Source organism: Aliiroseovarius conchicola, from assembly GCF_041403445.1.
In the GTDB taxonomy this organism is placed as follows: Bacteria; Pseudomonadota; Alphaproteobacteria; order Rhodobacterales; family Rhodobacteraceae; genus Aliiroseovarius; species Aliiroseovarius conchicola.
This window is the reverse complement of record NZ_JBGEHL010000002.1, coordinates 141,313-160,818: the sequence shown is the minus strand read 5'-3', so window position 1 is coordinate 160,818 and position 19,506 is coordinate 141,313. Positions and strand designations below refer to the sequence as shown.

Here is a 19,506-nt window from a genome sequence, read left to right as displayed (position 1 = left end):
TTAACGGCTGGATGATCTGCTGTTGTTTGCACCCACCACGCGGATGCTGCGCACGCCTTGCAGCCTCGTGTTTGAGATGAACTGACCCACCAAAACCTCACGTTGTTTTGGACGTCCACTATTGGTGGGATAGGGCGGTTCACTTATGCGGAACATATATGTCAGAACGCCATTTTCCGGGCGCTCAAAGTTCTCTGGCACCAGTTCGGCATCCCAATACCCCAAACGCGGCGGCAGGCCTTTTGCGCGGATGATCGCGCCACCCGGGCTGCGCAGCACCTGCAACTCAACCACTTGCGACACCAGACCGCGATATTCCTGATCCTCAAGAAACCCGCCTTCAGGAATCACCGCCACCTCTTTCACCCCGTCTGAGCGAAACCAGTTGAATGGGTTCAATGTGGTGGTGCCACCACACGCGCTCAGCCCGATTACGAGACCGGTCATCAAGGCGGGCAATGCAAAACGGCGCAGGGTCATGGTCGCTCCTTCTTCTTCCCTCAAAGGGTTAGCCCATGTGAACCGCTTTGAAAAGAGAACACTGTACCCGACAAGGGCTGGACCTTTGTGCCGGTAGATCATAACTGACAAGTGACATGGAAAAAGGGTGATCAGATGGCCAGCACCGCCTTTGAAGAGATCGTCGAGGACTTCGAGTTTCTGGACAATTGGGAAGATCGCTATGCGACAGTGATCGACATGGGCAAAGCTCTGCCAGAGCTTGAGGATGCGCTGAAAGTTCCAGCTACTAAGGTTGAGGGTTGCGCAAGCCAGGTCTGGTTGCACCCCGAAATTGAGGGTCAGACCTTCCATTTCCGTGGCGATAGTGACGCGATGATTGTCAAAGGACTGATCGCGGTTCTGGCGGCGCTTTACAACGGTGTGGATCTGTCAGACGTCGTTCAGATCGACGCGCCCGCCCAGCTGGCCCGGCTTGGCCTGAACGAACACCTGTCCGCCCAACGGTCAAACGGTGTGCGCGCGATGGTCGAACGCATCCGCCAACATGCGGCAGATGCAATCTGATCCCTTATTTTCTTTCTGAAAGTATCCCGGGGTAGGGGCAAACCGCAGGTTTGACCCGCAGGGGCAGCGCCCCTGTGTGGCCACATACCGCCACACTTAGGCCAATGGGGCCAAAGCTGCTGCCAGGTCGCCAAACCCGGTAAATTTCCGTTCGTATTTCAACCCAATTCGTGCAGCGGCCGCTTCGGCCATCCGGTCCAATTCAGGATTGTCCGTCTGCGCCAAGTAAATCAAGCGCGTGTAGTGCCCAAAATACATGTCGCGAAGTTCGGGATGGCGATCCAACCCCAGTGGCTTGATCACAAAGTTCTCAAATCCGCGGGCCAGAAAATCCGTCAGATAAAAGACATCAATCTCGTCTTCTGTTCGCGCGGCAAACGCATCATTGCCCTCAAAAAAACTATAGCAATGTGGCCCGCGAACCATCTCGATCCCCAGCTCTTCGCACAGCGCAGTCAGCTGTCCGCTGGTTCCACAATCAGCATAGGCCAGAAAAATCTGATCGAAGTCTTCCTTGTGCTTCTCGACGACACTCCGCACTGCGCCGGGAATCTTTTCTGGCGTGTTGTGATAAATTGCGGGCAGGCAGGTCAGGCTCATGTGATCCCATTTGTTCAATCGGATCAGCGCCAATATCTCGTTGGCTAAAGCGCCACAGGCAAGGATCAATACCTTGGCCGAGGCGTTGGTTGGCGCCAGCCCGTTTTCCGTTAAGGCCGCATCGCTGAGTTTCATTGGTCGTTCTTTCCCGTCAATCCACGTATCGCGATCGATGCCAGCATCACCAAAGGTAAAATGGCCATTGCCACTTGGCCATCCAGCTTGCCTGACACCGCCGCCAAACCTGCAACCAAAACGGTCAAGCCGCCTGCCAAAATCACCAGTGTGATCAAAAGGACGAATTTTGTTTTACTCATAAGTGCAATTTGGGGGCGCGGGTCTGAAAAGAAAAGGCCCTGCGCCAGAAGAACCGTGGCAGGGCCTTGGATTGTCATGTCAATGGACCTTAACCGGCTGCAAGCTGGTTGTGTTTGCGGGCCATGAAATCTTTGGCCGTCTCGACCGCAACAGCGGCGTCGCGGCAATACCCATCAGCACCGATGGCTTTGCCAAACTCCTCGTTCAGCGGGGCGCCACCGACCAGAACGGTGTAATCGTCGCGGATGCCTTTCTCGACCATCGTGTCGATCACGACCTTCATGTACGGCATGGTCGTCGTCAGCAGGGCGGACATGCCCAGAATGTCGGGTTCTTCTTTCTCCAGCGCTTCCAGATACGCCTCGACTGCATTGTTGATGCCAAGATCAACCACTTCAAAACCTGCGCCTTCCATCATCATCGACACAAGGTTTTTGCCGATGTCATGAATGTCGCCCTTCACGGTGCCGATGACCATCTTGCCCATGCGCGGTGCGCCGGTTTCCGCCAAAAGCGGTTTCAAGATCGCCATGCCGGATTTCATCGCGTTGGCGGCCAGAAGAACTTCAGGCACGAACAGGATGCCATCGCGGAAGTCGTGGCCCACAATGGTCATACCAGCAACAAGTGCTTTGGTCAGAACATCATACGGTTGCCAGCCGCGTTCCAGCAGGATGTTCACACCTTCTACGATCTCTTCTGCGAGGCCGTCATACAGGTCGTCATGCATCTGCTGCACAAGCTCTTCGTCGTTAAGCTCGCTCAGGATGATATCGTCTTCTTGATCGGACATGGCTGTCTTTCCCTAGCTGGAAGTCTTTCTATTATCCCCTCATGCGACGAAATCGCCGGTCGGGTCTGGACCGATTGCGACATTGATTGCTCTGTGACCGACCTAAATGCAAATGAATATTTTGCCATGAGATTGTGAATTTGCTTCATTTGTTCCCTAAATGTTCCTATTGTGTTGTATGGAGTCTGAGCTGGATCGAAAACTACGGGCCGAAGCGCGCCGCGGGCGAGGGGCCATAAGCAACGAAGCTGGCCGGTTCGAGCCTTATCAGCGCGCGGAGGTAGACGATGGCTGGGTTCAAGACCCGCCCGAGGTGTTGCGCACCCATGTCACCATTGAAAACGCTAGGACAATAATCACCCGAAACAAGTCCCCCGATATCTCGTTTGATCGGTCGATCAATCCGTATCGCGGCTGCGAGCACGGGTGTATCTACTGTTTTGCGCGCCCGTCACATGCGTATCTGGGATATTCTGCCGGTTTGGATTTTGAGACCAAGTTGATCGCCCGTCCAAACGCGGCAGAACGATTGGTGCAGGAGCTTTCGCGCAAAAGCTATGCCGCCCGCCCGCTTGCGATTGGGACCAACACCGATCCCTATCAGCCGATCGAGGCGAAGTACCTGATTATGCGGCGTGTTTTGAAGGTTCTGGCGCGGTTTCAGCATCCCGTCACGATCGTTACCAAGGGCACGTTGATTGAGCGTGATATCGACATATTGTCGGACATGGCGGCAGCCGGGTTGGCGCGGGTTGGCATCTCGATCACGACGCTGGACGCGCAAGTATCGCGTCGGATGGAGCCGCGAGTGCCGGGTCCGAAGCGACGGTTGAAGATGATCGAACGGCTCAGTCGCGCGGGTATACCGGTGCGCGCCATGGTTGCCCCGGTTGTGCCCGGGTTGACGGATCATGAGCTGGAGGCGCTCCTGACGGCTTCAAACGAGGCAGGGGCGCAAGCAGCGGGGTACATCCTGCTGCGTCTTCCGGGCGAGATTGCCGACTTGTTTCAGGATTGGCTTGAGGAGCATTTCCCCGATCGCGCAGACCGCGTGATGGGTCGCATGCGTCAGATGAGAGGTGGAGCCGACTATCAAAACGAGTTCGGAACGCGCATGGTTGGACAAGGTCAGTTTGCAAGCTTGCTAAAGCATCGTTACCAAATCACGCTCAAGCGTCTTGGATTGGCGCATGAATTGCCCGATCTACGATGTGACCTGTTTTGTGTACCACCGAAAGCGGGCGACCAGCTGTCGTTGTTTTGACCTGTGTGGGAAATAAAAAAACGAGGGCGCAACACCCTCGTTTTAATGATGATTGTCTCGGATCGCAGACCTCAACCGCGGCGACGGCGTGTTTTTCGTTCGGGCTTCGCTCCGGCGTCATCGCCAGTTCCGTCTGATGCGGATGAAAATCCACCAAGCGCCGTCGCAATTTGGTCGAGGGTCGGGCGATTGTCGCTACGAGGTCGTGTTTCCAAAGCGTCGCGCATGGCGCGTAAATGCTCGGGCGTTGTGCCGCAGCAGCCGCCGATAATCTTGGCGCCACAGTCGCGGGCCAGAACAGCATAATCCCCCATCAAATCTGGTGTGCCGTCATAGTGGATATGGCCGTCTACATACTGCGGAATGCCTGCATTTCCTTTTGCGATAATGGGTCGCTCGCTGCCTTGCGCGGCAAAGCCCAGCACCGTGCGCAGAAGGTCGGCGGCACCAACGCCACAATTTGCGCCAAAGGCCAGCGGCGGTTTGCCCAGTGTCTCGACCATCTTGGCCAGATCAGCCGAGGTCAGACCCATCATGGTTCGACCTGCGGTGTCGAAGCTCATCGTGCCACACCACGGCATGTCTGCTAGTTCGGCGGCTTTCGCGGCGGCCTTGTATTCGTCTGGGGCAGAGATTGTTTCGACCCACAGCACGTCTGCGCCGCCTTCCTTCAGACCTTCGGCTTGTTCGTGGAACATCTCGACCGCGCCGTCGAAGGTCAGGCTGCCCAAGGGTTCCATGATTTCGCCGGTCGGGCCCATTGATCCTGCGACGACGACCTGGCGGCCCGATGCGTCCGCAATCTCGCGACCGATTTCGGCACCCGCGCGGTTCAGTTCCCGCACGCGCGATTGTGCATCATGAAGCTTTAGGCGTGAGGCATTGCCTCCAAATGTGTTGGTCAGGAAAATATCTGACCCAGCATCTACAGCACCTTTGTAGAGCGCGCGGATATTGTCCGTTTTGTCGACGTTCCAAAGCTCGGGCGCGTCGCCCGAGGTCAGACCCATGTTGAACAGAGTGGTGCCGGTTGCGCCATCGGCCATCAGCCAATCGCGTTCTGTCATGAGTTGAGTCAGCGCATCCGTCATTTGGGGCTCCGCAATTAGAGTAAGAGTTCGCGCGCTACCTGCCACGATTTGCAGCCCGGCGCAAACCGATTGCGCTCATGCGGAAGATGAATGCGGTGCATATTTGTAGCGCGTCGTGACAATGTCGGCGAAATTCCGTGATCCGTTAGAACGGCCGATGAATTTCGCGTGTGACATCAATCAGCCCCATGCCAAGCGAAAGCTTGCCGGGGGCCGCCACATAAAGCGTTTCCCAATGCGGCCCGAATGCGGTCTTGAACTGTCGCAGTCCGTCAGCGCCGCGCACGCGCTCTATTATTCTCTGCAGTGGTTGCAATGTGAAGGGCCTGTCCGACATCTCTCTATTTCGCATCTGCATGGGCACTGAAGCGAGCGAAAACCGCGACACTTTCTGCACTTTTGCGGTCGCGATTGCTGTGGTCACAAGGGCCTGCATGGTCCCATCCGGGGCGGATATGTCGGGGCGCATCAGGTCGAGCGAGTGTTCTTTCTGATTGGCGTGCAAGGTCATGAACCCCACAAGCACCCCGCGTTGATAGGCTAGAAATACGCGCGCAAATGGCAGCGTGTCGGGATCCCAGACGCCCATCGAGAACCCCCGTTCCGTGCCCCGGCAATCGGCCCATCGTTGCGCGATCTGTGACATCTCGGCCAACGGAAGATCTGCGCCTGCCTCGTGGATGATGACACCGTGGCGTTCGGCTTGCCGCAATTTGCGGCGCAATTGTCGTTTGTCTGGACCATCCAGCGTGAAAGTCAGAGGGTTTACCCAAGCCTCGCGGGCTACAGGTAGGACGCTCCAGCCATTTGACCGCGCCGTGCAAGCCAGACGCGCGCCAATGCGATACAGGAACGGTGTGCGAAAACTCTGGTGGGAGAGGGTGCTGACAGTGTTCAGAACCGTTGCTGGGTTTGGAGACGGCCCCATCGGGTCTGAAAGCGCGATCAATGTCTGTCCGCTTTCAGCAGCCATTATCCAATCGGCAGATGCGCCCGCGTCGATCAGGCCCAATCTACCATGGCGCAGCAGGCCTGCGTCAGCACGGGATGCTTGCTCCACTGCCTGGGCGACTGATGCAGGCAGAGCTGTGCTGTGAAAACGGATCAGCGCAGGCAAGCGGTCATTTTGGCGCAGATCGCCGGTGGTTCCGCGCATCGTCAGCAAGGCTGCAATGGCTGCTGGCAATGCGTAATATACCGCACGAAAGGCCAAAATTGCGGCCAAAAGCGGTTCTTGTGACATGTTGGGCGAGACAGTGGCGAGGGTGGCCAACAATGTCAGCTCAAAGCTGCCCATGCCGCCGGGTGTGCCTGACAACAGGCCAGCGCCTAATGCGAGCATATAGGCGCAAAGAAGGGGCGCCAACGGGATATCCAGTCCTGCTGGCATCAACACCCAAAGCGCTGCCCCGGCCGCGATCATGTCAATGCTGGCCAAAAACAGAAAAGCGCACATCGCGCGCAGTGGAGGGAGGTTCAGCGCGACAATCCGGGAGGGACGAGTGATAGATGCAGCCGCAATCAGGGCTGCGCACAGAAGAATGGCCCATGCCACCCAATCGGCCCAGTCCGGGCTAAGCGGGATAACGAGCATCGCGAGTGAGGTGATGACAGCCCATGCCGACAAGAAGGATACCGTCACGATGACCGATATTCGCGTTGCTTGCGTCAGGGACACCTCAGGCAGCATTCGCCAACGCACCAACGCTGACGATATGACGCCCATCCCAACTGTTTGCGATAAGGCGATTGCCGTGATGCCAGCGCGTTCAGCTTGTTGGTCTGATATTCCGGTACCAATCAATCGATGGACCACACAATCATAGCGCCCAAGTGCCCAGAACGAGATCATTGTGAATACTATTGCTGCCACCCACTGCCACGCCTTTACCGACGCAAGAGAGGCCTTGATATACGCGATGTCCAAGTGGGCAATCCTGTCCCACAACACCACCACCAAACCGACGAGCAATAGACAAGGCAATGCCTGGCGTATTAGGATCTTGCGTGGCTCCAACCCGTGGGTTGTTCGCATATTCAGCGCCGAGGCCATTCCCCTTCGCCGCTCCGGGGGCGAGGTGTGTTGCCTTTGTATATGCTGACGTTCGACGCTCGTCCCAATTTTGGTATCTTTAAACGTAAGCCTCTCGCGCATGTCGGCACCCCCACTTGTCCCACGACCATTCCCGGCGATCACTATTGCGCGGGGAATGCGAAGACGGCGTTAACAGCTCGAATTTTAAAGATTATGAGCCGGGCACAGTGGGTTCGTGCTCACCGAACTGCCGGTAGCAAAGAAAAAGGCACGCCATATTTGGCGCGCCTTTTCAGCGATTAGTCTGTAAGCGACTTTAGGTCAGGCTTCGTTGACGAGCTCTGCCTTTGCGACGGCCAAAAGCTCAGCGCGTTTTGCACGAACATGATCGGCGCTGACGGTATTCAAATCGCCAGTGACCTTGCGCACGACATCCTCGAACCCGGGCTCTTCGAAATCGGACTTGATCACTTCCAGAGCGTAGGCATCGGCGTCATCGCCGGTCTTGCCCATTTGCTCGGCCGCCCAAAGGCCAAGCTTTTTGTTGGCGCGGGCTTCGGCTTTGAAGGTCATCGCTTCGTCGTGGGCAAACTTGGCCTCGAAGGCGTTTTCGCGGTCGTCAAAAGTGGTCATAGCAATCCCTTGTTCATGGTCGGGTGTCTTGTGCGTGCTGTTCAGCACTGTTCGCTACTGATATGCCAATCGAAAGGGCGCATCGCAACCCCGGTTGGGCCACGATTGCGCGGAAATCGCATATCAAAGGCGATATTCTTGCCCCAGAGAGGGCTTTCACGTATAGGGCGGGCAATGGCGGGAGTCGCGCGGGCAGGGGGCCCGTCAACGGCGTCCATTCGCCCTGACCGACGGAGATCTCATGGCACGGCGCAAGAAACTCTACGAAGGCAAAGCTAAGATCCTTTATGAAGGCACCGAGCCAGGCACGATCGTCCAGTATTTCAAAGACGATGCGACCGCTTTCAACGCCGAAAAGAAGGACGTGATTGACGGCAAGGGCGTGCTGAACAATCGTCTGTCCGAGTTCTTTATGAAGGGGTTGACCCAATTGGGCATCCCAAACCACTTCATCAAACGCCTGAATATGCGCGAACAACTGGTGCGCACAGCCGAGATTGTGCCGCTGGAAGTTATCGTGCGCAACGTGGCCGCCGGTTCAATGGCCAAGCGCCTGGGTATGGAAGAGGGCACGCCGCTACCACGCCCAATTGTTGAATTTTCGTATAAAGACGACAGCCTCGGCGATCCCCTCGTGCCCGAAGAATATATAGCTGCCTTTGGCTGGGCGACCCAGCAAGAGATGGACGAGATCGTGTCGATGGCCTTGCGCGTCAACGACTATCTGTCGGGCGTCATGTACGGGGTCGGTATTAAGCTGATTGATTTCAAGATCGAGATGGGTCGCGTATACGAAGGAGACTTCCCGCGCCTGATCGTTGCCGACGAAATCAGCCCAGATAGCTGCCGCCTTTGGGATATGGAAACTGGCCAGAAGCTTGATAAAGACGTGTTCCGCCAAGACCTTGGAAATCTATCTGATGCCTACACCGAAGTGGCGCGGCGCTTGGGTGTTCTGCCCTCGAACGTGACCCACAATCCGACCAAACCGACCCTGATCAACTAAGGATTTTACCCTATGAAAGTACGTGTTGATGTGATGCTGAAAACCGGCGTTCTGGACCCACAAGGTGAGGCCGTGCGCCATGCGCTTGGCAATCTGGGGTTCGATGGGGTCGAGAAGGTGCGTCAGGGCAAGGTGATTGAGCTGGATGTGGCCCCAGGCACGTCAGAAGAGAAGATCAAGGAGATGTGCGAGAAGCTTCTTGCCAACACCGTGATCGAAAACTACGCCATTCAGGTGCTGTGATGAAGGCGGGGGTTATCGTATTTCCGGGGTCGAACTGCGACCGTGACCTTGCGGTGGCATTCGAGCGTGCGGGCGCCGACGTTCAGATGATCTGGCATAAGGAAACCGAGCTGCCCGCAGACCTTGATATCGTGGGTGTTCCGGGCGGGTTTTCGTTTGGCGATTATCTGCGCTGCGGGGCAATTGCTGCCCAGTCGCCAATCACCCGATCACTGATCAAGCACACCGAGTGTGGCGGATACGCCATTGGCATCTGCAACGGCTTTCAAGTGCTGACCGAGACAGGCATTCTGCCCGGTGCACTGATGCGCAACGCGAACTTGAAGTTCATCTGTAAACCTATTGGTTTAAAAGTGGAAACTACTGATTGTGATTTCCTGTCCCGGTACGACACTGGTCAGGAAATTACGGTACCTGTGGCGCATCACGACGGGAATTACACCGTCACTGATGACAAGCTTTCCCAACTTCGGGGCGAGGGACGCATCGCGTTCACCTATACAGACAATCCCAACGGTTCGACCGGGGACATAGCCGGTGTGATTTCAAAGAACCGCCGCGTTCTTGGTATGATGCCACACCCTGAACGCTGCGTTGACGACATGCATGGTGGGACGGACGGCGTGGCGATGTTCCGCTCGTTGGTGGATAGTGTGGTCGCTGCGTGATTGCGCAGCCCCCACACGCACCCTATCTTTAGGCTATGGCCGACCAGACTACTCGACCAGTGCGGCCCCCGCGCCCCGGGGTCTCTCTTCGTGCGCGCTTCGTCCTTGTGGCGCTCATTTCGCTTGCCGTGGTGGTGGTGTTTTTCTCGAACCGCTGGCTGACCGAGCGTTATACCGAAACGACGCGCAACCGCGCCGAGCTTCGCGTGGCGCTTTATTCCGGTAACCTTCTCAGCGAGTTGCAGCGAAATTCTGTCGTTCCATTGCTGTTGTCGCGCGATCCTGCACTGATCAGCGCTCTGAACTCGGCCGACTACTCGCAAAGCACCGCACGCCTGATTTCGTACCGTGATGAGATCGAGGCCGCATCGCTTATGCTTCTTGATAATGACGGACGTGCTGTGGCGTCGACCAATCGCGAACTGCTTGGGTCGCAACACCGCACCGATCCCTATTTTGTTGATGCGCTGCGCAGCTCTGGCACTGTTTTCACAACCAGCCAGACCGAAGCCGGCGGATATGAGTTTGCCTATTCTCGTAAGGTCGAAGACAAAGACGGCGTGATCGGCGTGATCGTCGTCAACGTGGACCTGCTTAAGTTTGAAGACAGTTGGGCGGGGATTTCCGATGCTGTTTTGGTGACCGACAGCGAAGGCAATGTGATCCTGGCAACCGAGCCCCGCTGGCGCGGCAAGCCCGAGGGCGAGGCGCTGGCGACAGTATCCGCGACAGATGCGATCCGCCGCAGCATCCAAGACGCGGCCAATTGGTCCGGCCTGCCTTCGGACGTTTTGTTCCTGGGCGAAGCCGTGATGCGGCAAGAAAATAGAGTACCGTTTCAGGGATGGCGCATGGCGTCCTTCACCTCTTATGCGTCGGTCCGGGAAAAAGTGAACGCGGTATTGGCATTGGAGATCATGGCGTTCGCGATGGCCCTGTCGCTGCTCTTTTACCTGATCAGTCGCCGTGCGCAGTTTCGGTCAGTTTTGTTCGCACAAGAATCAGCGGACCTTCGGCAGTTGAACGATGCGCTTCAACGCGAGATTGCCGAACGCAAACGTGCTGAAGAGAACCTTCAGGTGGCCGAGCAAACGCTGGCCCAAAGCTCTAAGCTGGCCGCTTTGGGCGAGATGTCGGCCGCCGTTAGCCACGAATTGAACCAGCCCTTGGCCGCGATGAAGACCTATCTGGCCGGTGCGAAGCTTTTGTTACAACGCAAGCGCCCGGACGAGGCAGCATCAAGTTTTCAGCGAATCGATGACCTGATCGAGCGTATGGGGGCCATCACTCGACAGCTCAAAAGCTATGCGCGTAAGGGTGGTGACGCGTTCGAACCAATGGATGTGCGCGACAGCGTATCGGTTGCATTGTCGATGATGGAACCCCAGCTGAAAAGCCGCGAAGTGCGCATAACGCGCAATATTCCGCGCGAACCGGTGATGGTGATGGGCGATCGCTTGCGTCTTGAGCAAGTGTTGATCAATTTGCTTCGAAATGCGCTCGACGCGACAAAAACTGTGGATTTACCGCAGGTTGATATCATCGTCAGCCGTGGAGACTACGTTTTGATCACGGTACGTGACAATGGAGATGGAGTAGACGATCTGGATAACCTGTTTGAGCCCTTCTACACCACCAAAGCCCCCGGCGACGGGGTTGGGCTTGGGCTGGCGATCTCATCCGGGATCGTGACGGATCTGGGGGGGCGGTTGACCGCACGCAATGGTCAAGATGGCGGTGCCGTGTTCGAGGTTGAACTGCCCATCTTGAAAGAAGACGAGTTTGATGTTGAGGCCGCCGAGTAGCGCGGACATTCGGAAATAATGCAGGAGGCTGCGATGGCGCAGGCTATGAAAATCGCAATCGTCGATGACGAACAGGACATGCGGCAATCCATTTCACAATGGTTGTCCCTGTCGGGTTTCGAGACGGAAACTTATCCCTCCGCAGAAGATGCGCTGAAGGTGATTGGGCAGGACTATCCGGGGGTTATCATCTCGGATATTCGCATGCCGGGGATTGATGGGATGGGTTTCTTGAAAAGGCTCATGAGCATCGACAGCTCACTTCCTGTGATCATGATTACGGGTCATGGCGATGTGCCCATGGCGGTCGAAGCGATGCGGGTTGGAGCTTATGATTTCCTTGAAAAGCCATTCAACCCCGATCAACTGACCGATCTGGCCAAAACCGCAACCCATAAACGCAGGCTTGCCATGGATGCGCGCGCGCTTCGACGCGAGCTGAGTGATGGTTCGACCATCATGAAAAAGCTCATCGGGGCGTCGCCTGTGATGTCGCGTTTGCGTGAAGATATCTTGGATATCGGGCAGTCCGATGGGCATGTGTTGATCGACGGTGAAACCGGCACAGGCAAGACACTGGTGGCCCATGCACTTCATGCTGTTGGGGCAAAGGCCGGCAAGAAATTCGTCGTCGCGACATGTGCTGGCCAAGAGGAAGAAGATCTGACCCGTCGCATGTTCGGCCCGATGGAGGATGGCGGCAGCCAACCGCTGGTCGAAGAAGCGCGCGGCGGAACGCTGGTTCTTGAAGACATCGAGGCTATGCCAATGGGCCTTCAGGCGCGGTTGCTGACATGGATGAATGATCAGGGCAGCCCAGCCGAGACACGCGTTGTGGCGATCTCGAACCTACAGGAGCAGGGCAAAACCTGCGAAGATTGCCTGCGCCCCGACTTGTTCTACCGCCTTGCCGCGATGAAAATTACACTGCCGCCGTTGCGCCAGCGTGGCGAAGATATCCTGATGCTGTTCACCGGTTTTGCTGATCAGTTTGCTGATGAATACGGCTGTGCTGCCCCGACCGTGAGCGCACAGGAGGCGGCGCAGCTGCTGCAAGCCCCATGGCCCGGCAATATTCGTCAATTGATTAACATCGCCGAACGCGCCGTTCTTCAGTCGCGACGGGGAACGGGTACGATTTCGTCGCTTCTGATGTCTGATCACGACGAGGTCCAACCGGTTATGACGACCGAAGGTAAGCCGTTGAAAGAATACGTAGAAGCGTTTGAGCGGATGCTGATCGATAACACGATGCGCCGCCACAAGGGCTCGATCGTTGGGGTTATGGACGAACTGTGCCTGCCACGCCGGACCCTTAACGAAAAGATGGCGAAATACGGCCTGCAACGTTCGGATTACCTTCAATAGCATCTCAACCCCGCTGGCTTGATTGGTCGGCGGGGCTGCTCTACGCTCTGGTGGTTGTTCGCAATTGCCCGAGGTCCCGATGAAAGCCCCCCAAAACAAACTCAAACACGCGCTGGCTGCGGGCCAGATGCAAATCGGCATGTGGTTGAACCTTGCCAGTGCCTCGGCTGCTGAACTTGTAGGAGGCGCGGGATACGATTGGGTTTTGGTGGATGGCGAACATGCGCCGTTTGATCCAAGCCGCATTCAAGATCAGCTACGGACCCTTGGACAGTTCGATGTCTCGCCCATTGTGCGGGTGCCAGTGGGCGAGGAGTGGGTGATCAAGCAGGTGATGGACCTTGGGGCGCAAAGCTTGCTGGTTCCGATGGTCGATACAGGTGCGCATGCCCAACAGATGGTGGCCGCCACCCGTTATGCCCCCGAGGGGCGTCGCGGAATGGGTGCGGGGGCCGCTCGGGCGGCGCGTTTTGGACAGGTTGGAGACTACCTTGAAAATGCGAACGACGAGATATGTTTGATTTTGCAGGCGGAAACCCGATTGGCCGTTGAAAACATTGACGAGATTGCGGGCACAGAAGGTGTGGATTGCGTCTTTATTGGTCCCGCGGACCTGTCTGCTGATATGGGCCATCGCGGTGATCCGGGCCATCCAGAAGTGAAAGAGGCCATTGCCCACGCTGTGAGCCGCATTCGCGCTGCAGGAAAGGCCGCTGGATTTCTGCACTTCGACCCATCTGATAGCGCATATTACAAAGAGCTGGGTGTAACCTTCTTGGGTGTCGGATCAGAGGCAGTATTGCTGCGGATGGCATTGGAAAACAACCTGAATGCCTCGCGCCAGGCGCTGAACCTCTAGCGTTGGTTGTTCTCAAATCGGCAACAGTGCGTTTCCTGGGTGCGGCAATCGGACCGCGTTCTTTGACTTTTTTTGGCCGCATACTCGGGCTAAACGGGCCTGTAGACATTTCCAATTTACCTAAAGTTTGCCTTTAGAATTCGCCCGAGGATCGCCAATGGCCAAAGCCCCGTACTTTCCGCCGCCGCCGCCTATCCCTCCTAAGGTCCGTATGTTTCGCCGGATGCCGCCTGCGGTGTTCACGCCGATTATGGGCCTGTTCGGGCTTGGCTTGGCGTGGCGACGCGCGGCAGATACCTTGGTCGCACCGGCGGGGATCGGTGAGATCATCTTGGGGGCCGTAACACTGTTATATCTATTCAGTGTTGTGGCTTACATCATGAAGTTAATCCAAAATACCGACACGTTTGTTGAGGATTTGAAAGTGCTTCCGGGACGCGCTGGCCTGACTGCGATGGTGCTGTCTGGTTATCTTCTTGCCGCAACGTTGGAGCCTTATGCGATCCTTGGGGCTACGTCCTTCCTGTTATTATCGTTCGCGCTTCACGTGTTTTTGGTCGGCCGGGTGATCCACCTTCTTGCCACCGGACCTGCCGAGGCGCGCATCGTCACGCCGGTTTGGCATTTGATGTTTGCAGGCTTCATCCTGATCCCCCTTGCCGCTGTTCCGTTGGGGCTGACCGGCTTTGCGCTTGCGGCCTATTGGGTTGGCATGTTTGCAGCACTTTTTGTCTGGTTCTCCAGCGCCATTCAGTTCCTGCGCAGACGTATCCCGGCCCCGCTTCGCCCGCTTCTGGCCATCCATTTGGCACCGGCCAGTGTGCTTGGCACAGTCTCGTACCTTCTGGGCGAGGTCCAATTGGCAATGGTGTTTTGTGTGACCGCGATTGTGATCTTTGGTATTTTGCTGGGGCGTGTCCGCTGGATCACCAAGGCAGGGTTCAGCCCGCTTTGGGGGGCATTTACCTTCCCGCTTGCGGCATTCTCGGTGCTTCTTCAAATCACTGCCGTCGTCTATGGCAGCAACGCGCTTAAGCTGGTCAGCGGCCTCACTCTTGTGGCCGCTACGCTGATCATCCTGCCCATCGCCTACAAGATCATACAGATGTGGTCAAAGGGCGATCTTGCCGCAAAAACCAATGCCGCACAGGCCTGATTTCCTATCTTGCTTCTAGTCGAACGGTGGCAACGCCATCTGCGCTTTCTTGGTCAAGCTACCCCGTACCAACGCGTAAGAGCGTTGAATGCGATGCGTCAGCTCGTCTTCGCCGGCGTCAAAAGGCAGGTTCACCCATGAGCGGTGAAAGTAGGGGGCTTTAACGCCCACACCGGCCTCGATCAACATTGATGCGGTCTCGGTATCCGGGGTTTTGACCGACACACCGGGGGTCTTGGCGCCCATAGCTGCAAAAATCTTGCCGCCCACTTTCCACACATCGTGTCCGGGCCCAAAGGGTTCTGACCAGTCAGCGCCGGGAAGCGCGCCACATATCTTGTTCACAAGCTCTCGTGTCATGGCGTCACGCTAACAGGCTTGGCAGAGGCGGGGAAGGGTGCTAGCGTGCAGCCCATGAAACGGAACAGCATCATCATTATCTGCTGCATTACCATCTGAGATATTCAGGCGGGCCGTTCTTCTATTCCATACATGTCAGGAACTTGGTAAGCCCGCACGGGATAATTCTGTGGGAACATCTGTGCGCAGACTTGCGAGGACAATATGACGGACATCAAGCTTTACAATACGATGGCGCGGAAGAAGCAGGACTTCATCCCGATCGATGACAAGAACGTCCGCATGTATGTCTGTGGGCCGACGGTCTATGACCGCGCCCATCTGGGCAACGCGCGCCCGGTGGTGGTGTTTGACGTGCTCTATCGTTTGCTGCGCCATGTTTATGGGCCGGATCACGTGACCTATGTGCGCAACTTCACTGACGTGGATGACAAAATCAACGCGACCGCCCTGCAACGCAAAGAGGCTGGGGCCGAAGGCTCGCTGGAAGAACTGGTCCACGAACGCTCGAACGAGACGATCGACTGGTATCTGAACGACATGCGCGCCTTGGGGGCGCTGGACCCGGACCAGATGCCGCGCGCGACAGAATTCATCAAGCCTATGGTGGCAATGATCGAGGATTTGATTGCCAAGGGTCACGCGTATCCTGATGGTGCGGGTCATGTGCTGTTCTCTGTCAAAAGCTACGAGGATTACGGCCAGCTCTCTGGCCGCTCGGTCGATGATATGATCGCGGGCGCACGGGTTGAGGTCGCGGATAACAAACGCGACCCGATGGATTTTGTGCTGTGGAAACCATCCACAGATGATCTGCCCGGCTGGGACAGTCCTTGGGGCCGGGGCCGTCCGGGCTGGCATATCGAATGTTCTGCCATGGCCGACGAAATCCTTATGAAGGACCTGCCAGAAGCCGAAAAACGCTTTGATATCCACGGCGGCGGCAACGATCTGCAGTTCCCGCACCATGAGAACGAGATCGCCCAGTCGAAATGCGCCCACCCCAAAGGTGGCTTTGCCAACTACTGGCTGCACAACGAGATGTTGCAGGTCGAGGGTAAGAAGATGTCCAAGTCCTTGGGCAATTTCTTCACCGTGCGTGATCTGTTGGAGCAAGGCGTGCCGGGCGAGGTGATCCGGTTTGTGTTTCTGGGCACGCATTATCGTAAGCCAATGGATTGGACGCTTGAGAAAAGCATCGAGGCGGAGTTGAATCTTTTTGGTTTCGTGCAAGTGATGGAAGGGTTTGGTGAACCGTCTGTCGATCTTGAAATAGCAAAGAAACAGAACCCGGACGAGGAACTACTGGTCGCCCCATTGAAGGATGACCTTAACACTCACGCGGCACTTGACGGCTTAAAGCGGCTCCGCGACCGAAACGATGCGACGGCATTGGCGCGAGGGTTGGTGTTCTTGGGTATATATTCCTGGGAGCAAATAGAGGAACGAGTGATAGCATTAAAAGACGCTAAGAGAGAAGCCGCTGTTGTTGCAAAACACCTCGATCAAGTTCGAAAAACTGCCATGGAAACTAGAGATTTCTCTGAACTAGACCGGCTTAAGAAAGAACTAGATTACGCAAACTTCTCGGTGCAGATGAGCGCGGAATTCGTGTTCATTGTTCCGCAGTTGGATTTTGATTTGGCGGCTCTGGAGGTGATGGTTCCATGAATCGCAAGGTCGAAACAGACAGCGCACGAGCCTGGGTGGGTGCGAAGCGCCCTCCCGTGGGGAGGGGCGGGCGCTGTCCGGCCTATCGGCCAGACGAAACAGGTGGCGAGGATACGTTATGACCGAACGCCTCTACCTCTACGACACCACCCTGCGCGATGGCCAGCAGACCCAAGGGGTCCAATTCTCTCTCGCGGAAAAGCACCAAATCACAGACGCGCTCGACGAACTGGGCATCGACTATATCGAAGGTGGCTGGCCCGGTGCGAACCCCACAGACAGCGAGTTTTTCGCAAACGCCCCCAAGACCCGCGCGACCTTTACCGCGTTCGGGATGACCAAACGGGCCGGGCGCTCGGCCGAAAACGACGATGTGCTGGCGGGCGTGATGAACGCGGGCACGCCTGCGGTCTGTCTGGTCGGCAAAAGCCACGATTTCCACGTGACCACCGCGCTGGGGATCGAGCTGGACGAGAATGTCGAGAACATCCGCGCCTCGATGGCGCATATGGTCGCCCAAGGCCGTGAAGCGCTGTATGACGCCGAGCATTTCTTTGATGGCTACAAGGCCAATCCGGGCTACGCGCTGGATTGCGCGAAGGCCGCTTACGAGGCTGGCGCGCGCTGGATTGTGCTCTGTGACACCAATGGCGGCACGCTGCCCCACGAGGTGCACGAGATCACCAAAGCCGTGATCGCAGCGGGCCTTCCGGGCGACCATCTGGGCATCCACACCCATGATGACACGGGCAACGCGGTGGCCTGTACGCTGGCGGCCATCGACGCAGGCGCGCGGCAGGTGCAGGGCACATTGAACGGGCTGGGCGAACGCTGTGGCAATGCGAACCTGACCACACTGATCCCGGTTTTGCTGCTGAAAGAACCCTATGCCAGCGCGTATAAGACCGGCGTGAAACGTGAGGCGCTGACAGGCCTCACGCGTCTTTCCCGCCAGCTTGATGATATCCTGAACCGAGTGCCGAATAAGTCGTCGCCCTTCGTCGGCGCCTCGGCTTTTGCGCATAAGGCGGGGCTGCATGCGAGCGCGATCCTGAAAGACCCGACCACATACGAACACATCCCGCCGGAAACGGTTGGCAACGCGCGCATCGTGCCGATGTCCAACCAAGCCGGGCAGTCGAACCTGCGCGCGCGTCTTAACGATGCCGGGATCGAGGTTGCAAAGGGCGACCCGCGTCTTGGTGAAATCCTGAGCCGCGTGAAGGAGCGTGAAGAGCAGGGCTATGCCTATGACGGCGCGCCAGCGTCTTTTGAGTTGATGGCCCGCGAATTACTGGGCCAACTGCCGCAATTTTTCGAGGTGAAGCGCTACAAAGTCACGGTCGAACGGCGCAAGAACAAGCGCAACAAGATGGTCAGCCTGTCGGAAGCGATCGTTGTGGTGAAAATCGGCGATGAAAAGCGGCTGTCCGTGTCTGAAAGCGTGGATGACACTGGCACGGATCGCGGCCCGGTGAACGCGCTCGCCAAGGCGCTGGCCAAGGACCTCGGCCCGTATCAGGACATCATTGATGATCTGCGGCTGGTCGATTTTAAAGTGCGTATCACCCAAGGCGGGACCGAAGCGCAAACCCGCGTCATCATCGACAGCGAAGATCGCGACGGCCATCGCTGGTCGACCGTCGGTGTCAGCCCAAACATAGTGGATGCCTCGTTCGAAGCCCTTTTGGACGCGATCACGTGGAAGCTGCTGCGCGATGGGGCGAAACCTGCATGACGGGCGACGCCGACCCGCGCGACCCGATTGCTGCCTGCGCCGAAATGGTGCAGCAAGGCGACCCGGACCGCTTTTTGGCCACCATGACCGGGCATGTGGAAGAGCGTAAACGGCTTTTCCCGCTTTATGCGTTCAATCTGGAAACCGCCCGCGCGCCATATATGTCGCAAGAGCCGATGGTGGCGATGATCCGGTTGCAGTTCTGGCGTGACCTGATCGAAGCAGCGGTCGAGGGCAAAGAGGCCTCCCGCCACGACGTCGCCACGCCTTTGTCGCAGCTGATCATCTGGGGTGACATCCGACCCGAGCCGCTTTTACGCATGATCGAGGCGCGCGAAAGCGATGCACAGGGAACGCCGCGCAGCTCTGTTGACGATATTCGTGGCTATCTGCGCGAGACCTCAGGCGCGTTGATGCTGGCCGCCGGTCAGGCGACGGGATCAACCGAGTATCTGGGTGATCACGCGACCGACCAAGCGTTGGAAGATCTGGGCGAGGCTTTGGGTATTGCCAATTGGCTTATGGCCCAACCCGCGCTTGTCGCTGCAGGGCGGGGTCATGTTGCGCCCGATACTGTCATGACGCAGGCGTTGGTTGACGGTGGGTTCGAAGCGCTCTCAAATGCGCGCAGTGTGCTGGGAAAGACAGGTAACGCGGTCTTACGATCAGCATGGCGTGTTCCAACGATATTGAAGCATGCTCAGAAAACGCCAAACGCGATTGTCAGCGGTCAGCTGGGTGAGTCGGAATTTGCGCGCCGAGGTCTGCTTTTGTGGAAGAACCTAACCGGGGGTTGGTAGGCACCAAATCCCGTAAGTTTTCCGATGTCACTTGACGTGATTTGCAAATGAGGTGCGAAATGGCCAAAGGCG

The 19,506-nt window shown here is 57.0% G+C and carries 20 protein-coding genes; 12 read left to right on the top strand and 8 right to left on the bottom strand.

Features of this window, described 5'->3' with window-relative positions:
- Complete coding sequence (locus V6N04_RS03700; RefSeq protein ID WP_371168785.1) at nucleotides 1-480, bottom strand: hypothetical protein; 480 nt, start codon at nucleotides 478-480, stop codon at nucleotides 1-3.
- A 135-nt stretch (nucleotides 481-615) separates the two neighbouring features.
- Here V6N04_RS03700 and V6N04_RS03695 point away from each other — a divergent pair, with 135 nt between their 5' ends.
- Entirely contained in the window at nucleotides 616-1,026 is a 411-nt protein-coding gene (locus tag V6N04_RS03695) for a SufE family protein (protein WP_371168784.1), read from the top strand.
- 96 nt (nucleotides 1,027-1,122) lie between these two features.
- Here V6N04_RS03695 and V6N04_RS03690 read toward each other — a convergent pair whose 3' ends face one another.
- The 3 genes from V6N04_RS03690 to V6N04_RS03680 are packed head-to-tail and all read right to left on the bottom strand — an operon-like array spanning nucleotide 1,123 to nucleotide 2,737.
- Nucleotides 1,123-1,761, bottom strand: a complete 639-nt coding sequence (locus tag V6N04_RS03690; protein WP_371168782.1) for a DUF1638 domain-containing protein — start codon at nucleotides 1,759-1,761, stop codon at nucleotides 1,123-1,125.
- Nucleotides 1,758-2,021, bottom strand: a complete 264-nt coding sequence (locus tag V6N04_RS03685) for a hypothetical protein (RefSeq protein WP_371168780.1) — start codon at nucleotides 2,019-2,021, stop codon at nucleotides 1,758-1,760. The genes V6N04_RS03690 and V6N04_RS03685 overlap by 4 nt, the downstream gene beginning before the upstream one ends.
- A gap of 11 nt (nucleotides 2,022-2,032) precedes the next feature.
- The gene (locus V6N04_RS03680) at nucleotides 2,033-2,737 is read right to left on the bottom strand and encodes a corrinoid protein (protein WP_371168779.1); all 705 of its coding nucleotides are present in this window, start codon (nucleotides 2,735-2,737) and stop codon (nucleotides 2,033-2,035) included.
- A gap of 178 nt (nucleotides 2,738-2,915) precedes the next feature.
- On the opposite strand from V6N04_RS03680, the gene V6N04_RS03675 reads away from it, so the two are divergent.
- The gene (locus V6N04_RS03675; RefSeq protein WP_371168778.1) at nucleotides 2,916-4,001 is read left to right on the top strand and encodes a PA0069 family radical SAM protein; all 1,086 of its coding nucleotides are present in this window, start codon (nucleotides 2,916-2,918) and stop codon (nucleotides 3,999-4,001) included.
- A gap of 71 nt (nucleotides 4,002-4,072) precedes the next feature.
- Here V6N04_RS03675 and bmt read toward each other — a convergent pair whose 3' ends face one another.
- The 3 genes from bmt to V6N04_RS03660 all read right to left on the bottom strand — a co-directional run bounded on the left by bmt (nucleotide 4,073) and on the right by V6N04_RS03660 (nucleotide 7,760).
- Complete coding sequence (bmt, locus tag V6N04_RS03670) at nucleotides 4,073-5,092, bottom strand: betaine--homocysteine S-methyltransferase (RefSeq protein ID WP_371168777.1); 1,020 nt, start codon at nucleotides 5,090-5,092, stop codon at nucleotides 4,073-4,075.
- 145 nt (nucleotides 5,093-5,237) lie between these two features.
- The gene (locus V6N04_RS03665; RefSeq protein ID WP_371168776.1) at nucleotides 5,238-7,127 is read right to left on the bottom strand and encodes a phosphatidylglycerol lysyltransferase domain-containing protein; all 1,890 of its coding nucleotides are present in this window, start codon (nucleotides 7,125-7,127) and stop codon (nucleotides 5,238-5,240) included.
- A gap of 321 nt (nucleotides 7,128-7,448) precedes the next feature.
- Complete coding sequence (locus V6N04_RS03660; RefSeq protein ID WP_371168775.1) at nucleotides 7,449-7,760, bottom strand: DUF1476 domain-containing protein; 312 nt, start codon at nucleotides 7,758-7,760, stop codon at nucleotides 7,449-7,451.
- Nucleotides 7,761-8,001: 241 nt separating this feature from the next.
- Here V6N04_RS03660 and purC point away from each other — a divergent pair, with 241 nt between their 5' ends.
- The 7 genes from purC to V6N04_RS03625 all read left to right on the top strand — a co-directional run bounded on the left by purC (nucleotide 8,002) and on the right by V6N04_RS03625 (nucleotide 14,865).
- Nucleotides 8,002-8,766, top strand: coding sequence for a phosphoribosylaminoimidazolesuccinocarboxamide synthase (purC, locus tag V6N04_RS03655; protein WP_371168774.1), 765 nt, complete (start codon nucleotides 8,002-8,004; stop codon nucleotides 8,764-8,766).
- A 12-nt stretch (nucleotides 8,767-8,778) separates the two neighbouring features.
- Nucleotides 8,779-9,009, top strand: coding sequence for a phosphoribosylformylglycinamidine synthase subunit PurS (gene purS / locus V6N04_RS03650; protein WP_371168773.1), 231 nt, complete (start codon nucleotides 8,779-8,781; stop codon nucleotides 9,007-9,009).
- Entirely contained in the window at nucleotides 9,009-9,677 is a 669-nt protein-coding gene (purQ, locus tag V6N04_RS03645) for a phosphoribosylformylglycinamidine synthase subunit PurQ (RefSeq protein WP_371168772.1), read from the top strand. Before purS ends, purQ begins: the two co-directional genes overlap by 1 nt.
- Nucleotides 9,678-9,712: 35 nt before the next feature.
- On the top strand, nucleotides 9,713-11,482 hold the full coding sequence (locus V6N04_RS03640) for a sensor histidine kinase (protein WP_371168771.1): 1,770 nt from the start codon (nucleotides 9,713-9,715) through the stop codon (nucleotides 11,480-11,482).
- A gap of 33 nt (nucleotides 11,483-11,515) precedes the next feature.
- Nucleotides 11,516-12,850, top strand: coding sequence for a sigma-54-dependent transcriptional regulator (locus tag V6N04_RS03635; protein ID WP_371168770.1), 1,335 nt, complete (start codon nucleotides 11,516-11,518; stop codon nucleotides 12,848-12,850).
- A 79-nt stretch (nucleotides 12,851-12,929) separates the two neighbouring features.
- The gene (locus tag V6N04_RS03630) at nucleotides 12,930-13,709 is read left to right on the top strand and encodes an HpcH/HpaI aldolase family protein (RefSeq protein ID WP_371168769.1); all 780 of its coding nucleotides are present in this window, start codon (nucleotides 12,930-12,932) and stop codon (nucleotides 13,707-13,709) included.
- 157 nt (nucleotides 13,710-13,866) lie between these two features.
- On the top strand, nucleotides 13,867-14,865 hold the full coding sequence (locus V6N04_RS03625) for a TDT family transporter (RefSeq protein ID WP_371168768.1): 999 nt from the start codon (nucleotides 13,867-13,869) through the stop codon (nucleotides 14,863-14,865).
- A gap of 15 nt (nucleotides 14,866-14,880) precedes the next feature.
- Here the strand turns inward: V6N04_RS03625 and V6N04_RS03620 are convergent, their stop codons facing one another.
- Nucleotides 14,881-15,225 (bottom strand): MmcQ/YjbR family DNA-binding protein, encoded by a 345-nt coding sequence (locus V6N04_RS03620; RefSeq protein WP_371168767.1) that lies wholly within the window; start codon nucleotides 15,223-15,225, stop codon nucleotides 14,881-14,883.
- Nucleotides 15,226-15,429: 204 nt separating this feature from the next.
- On the opposite strand from V6N04_RS03620, the gene cysS reads away from it, so the two are divergent.
- From cysS to V6N04_RS03605, 3 genes are all read left to right on the top strand, one after another.
- Nucleotides 15,430-16,896, top strand: coding sequence for a cysteine--tRNA ligase (gene cysS, locus V6N04_RS03615; RefSeq protein WP_371168766.1), 1,467 nt, complete (start codon nucleotides 15,430-15,432; stop codon nucleotides 16,894-16,896).
- A 118-nt stretch (nucleotides 16,897-17,014) separates the two neighbouring features.
- Entirely contained in the window at nucleotides 17,015-18,634 is a 1,620-nt protein-coding gene (gene cimA, locus V6N04_RS03610; protein WP_371168765.1) for a citramalate synthase, read from the top strand.
- Nucleotides 18,631-19,434, top strand: coding sequence for a squalene/phytoene synthase family protein (locus V6N04_RS03605; RefSeq protein WP_371168763.1), 804 nt, complete (start codon nucleotides 18,631-18,633; stop codon nucleotides 19,432-19,434). The genes cimA and V6N04_RS03605 overlap by 4 nt, the downstream gene beginning before the upstream one ends.
- Nucleotides 19,435-19,506: the final 72 nt, after the last annotated feature.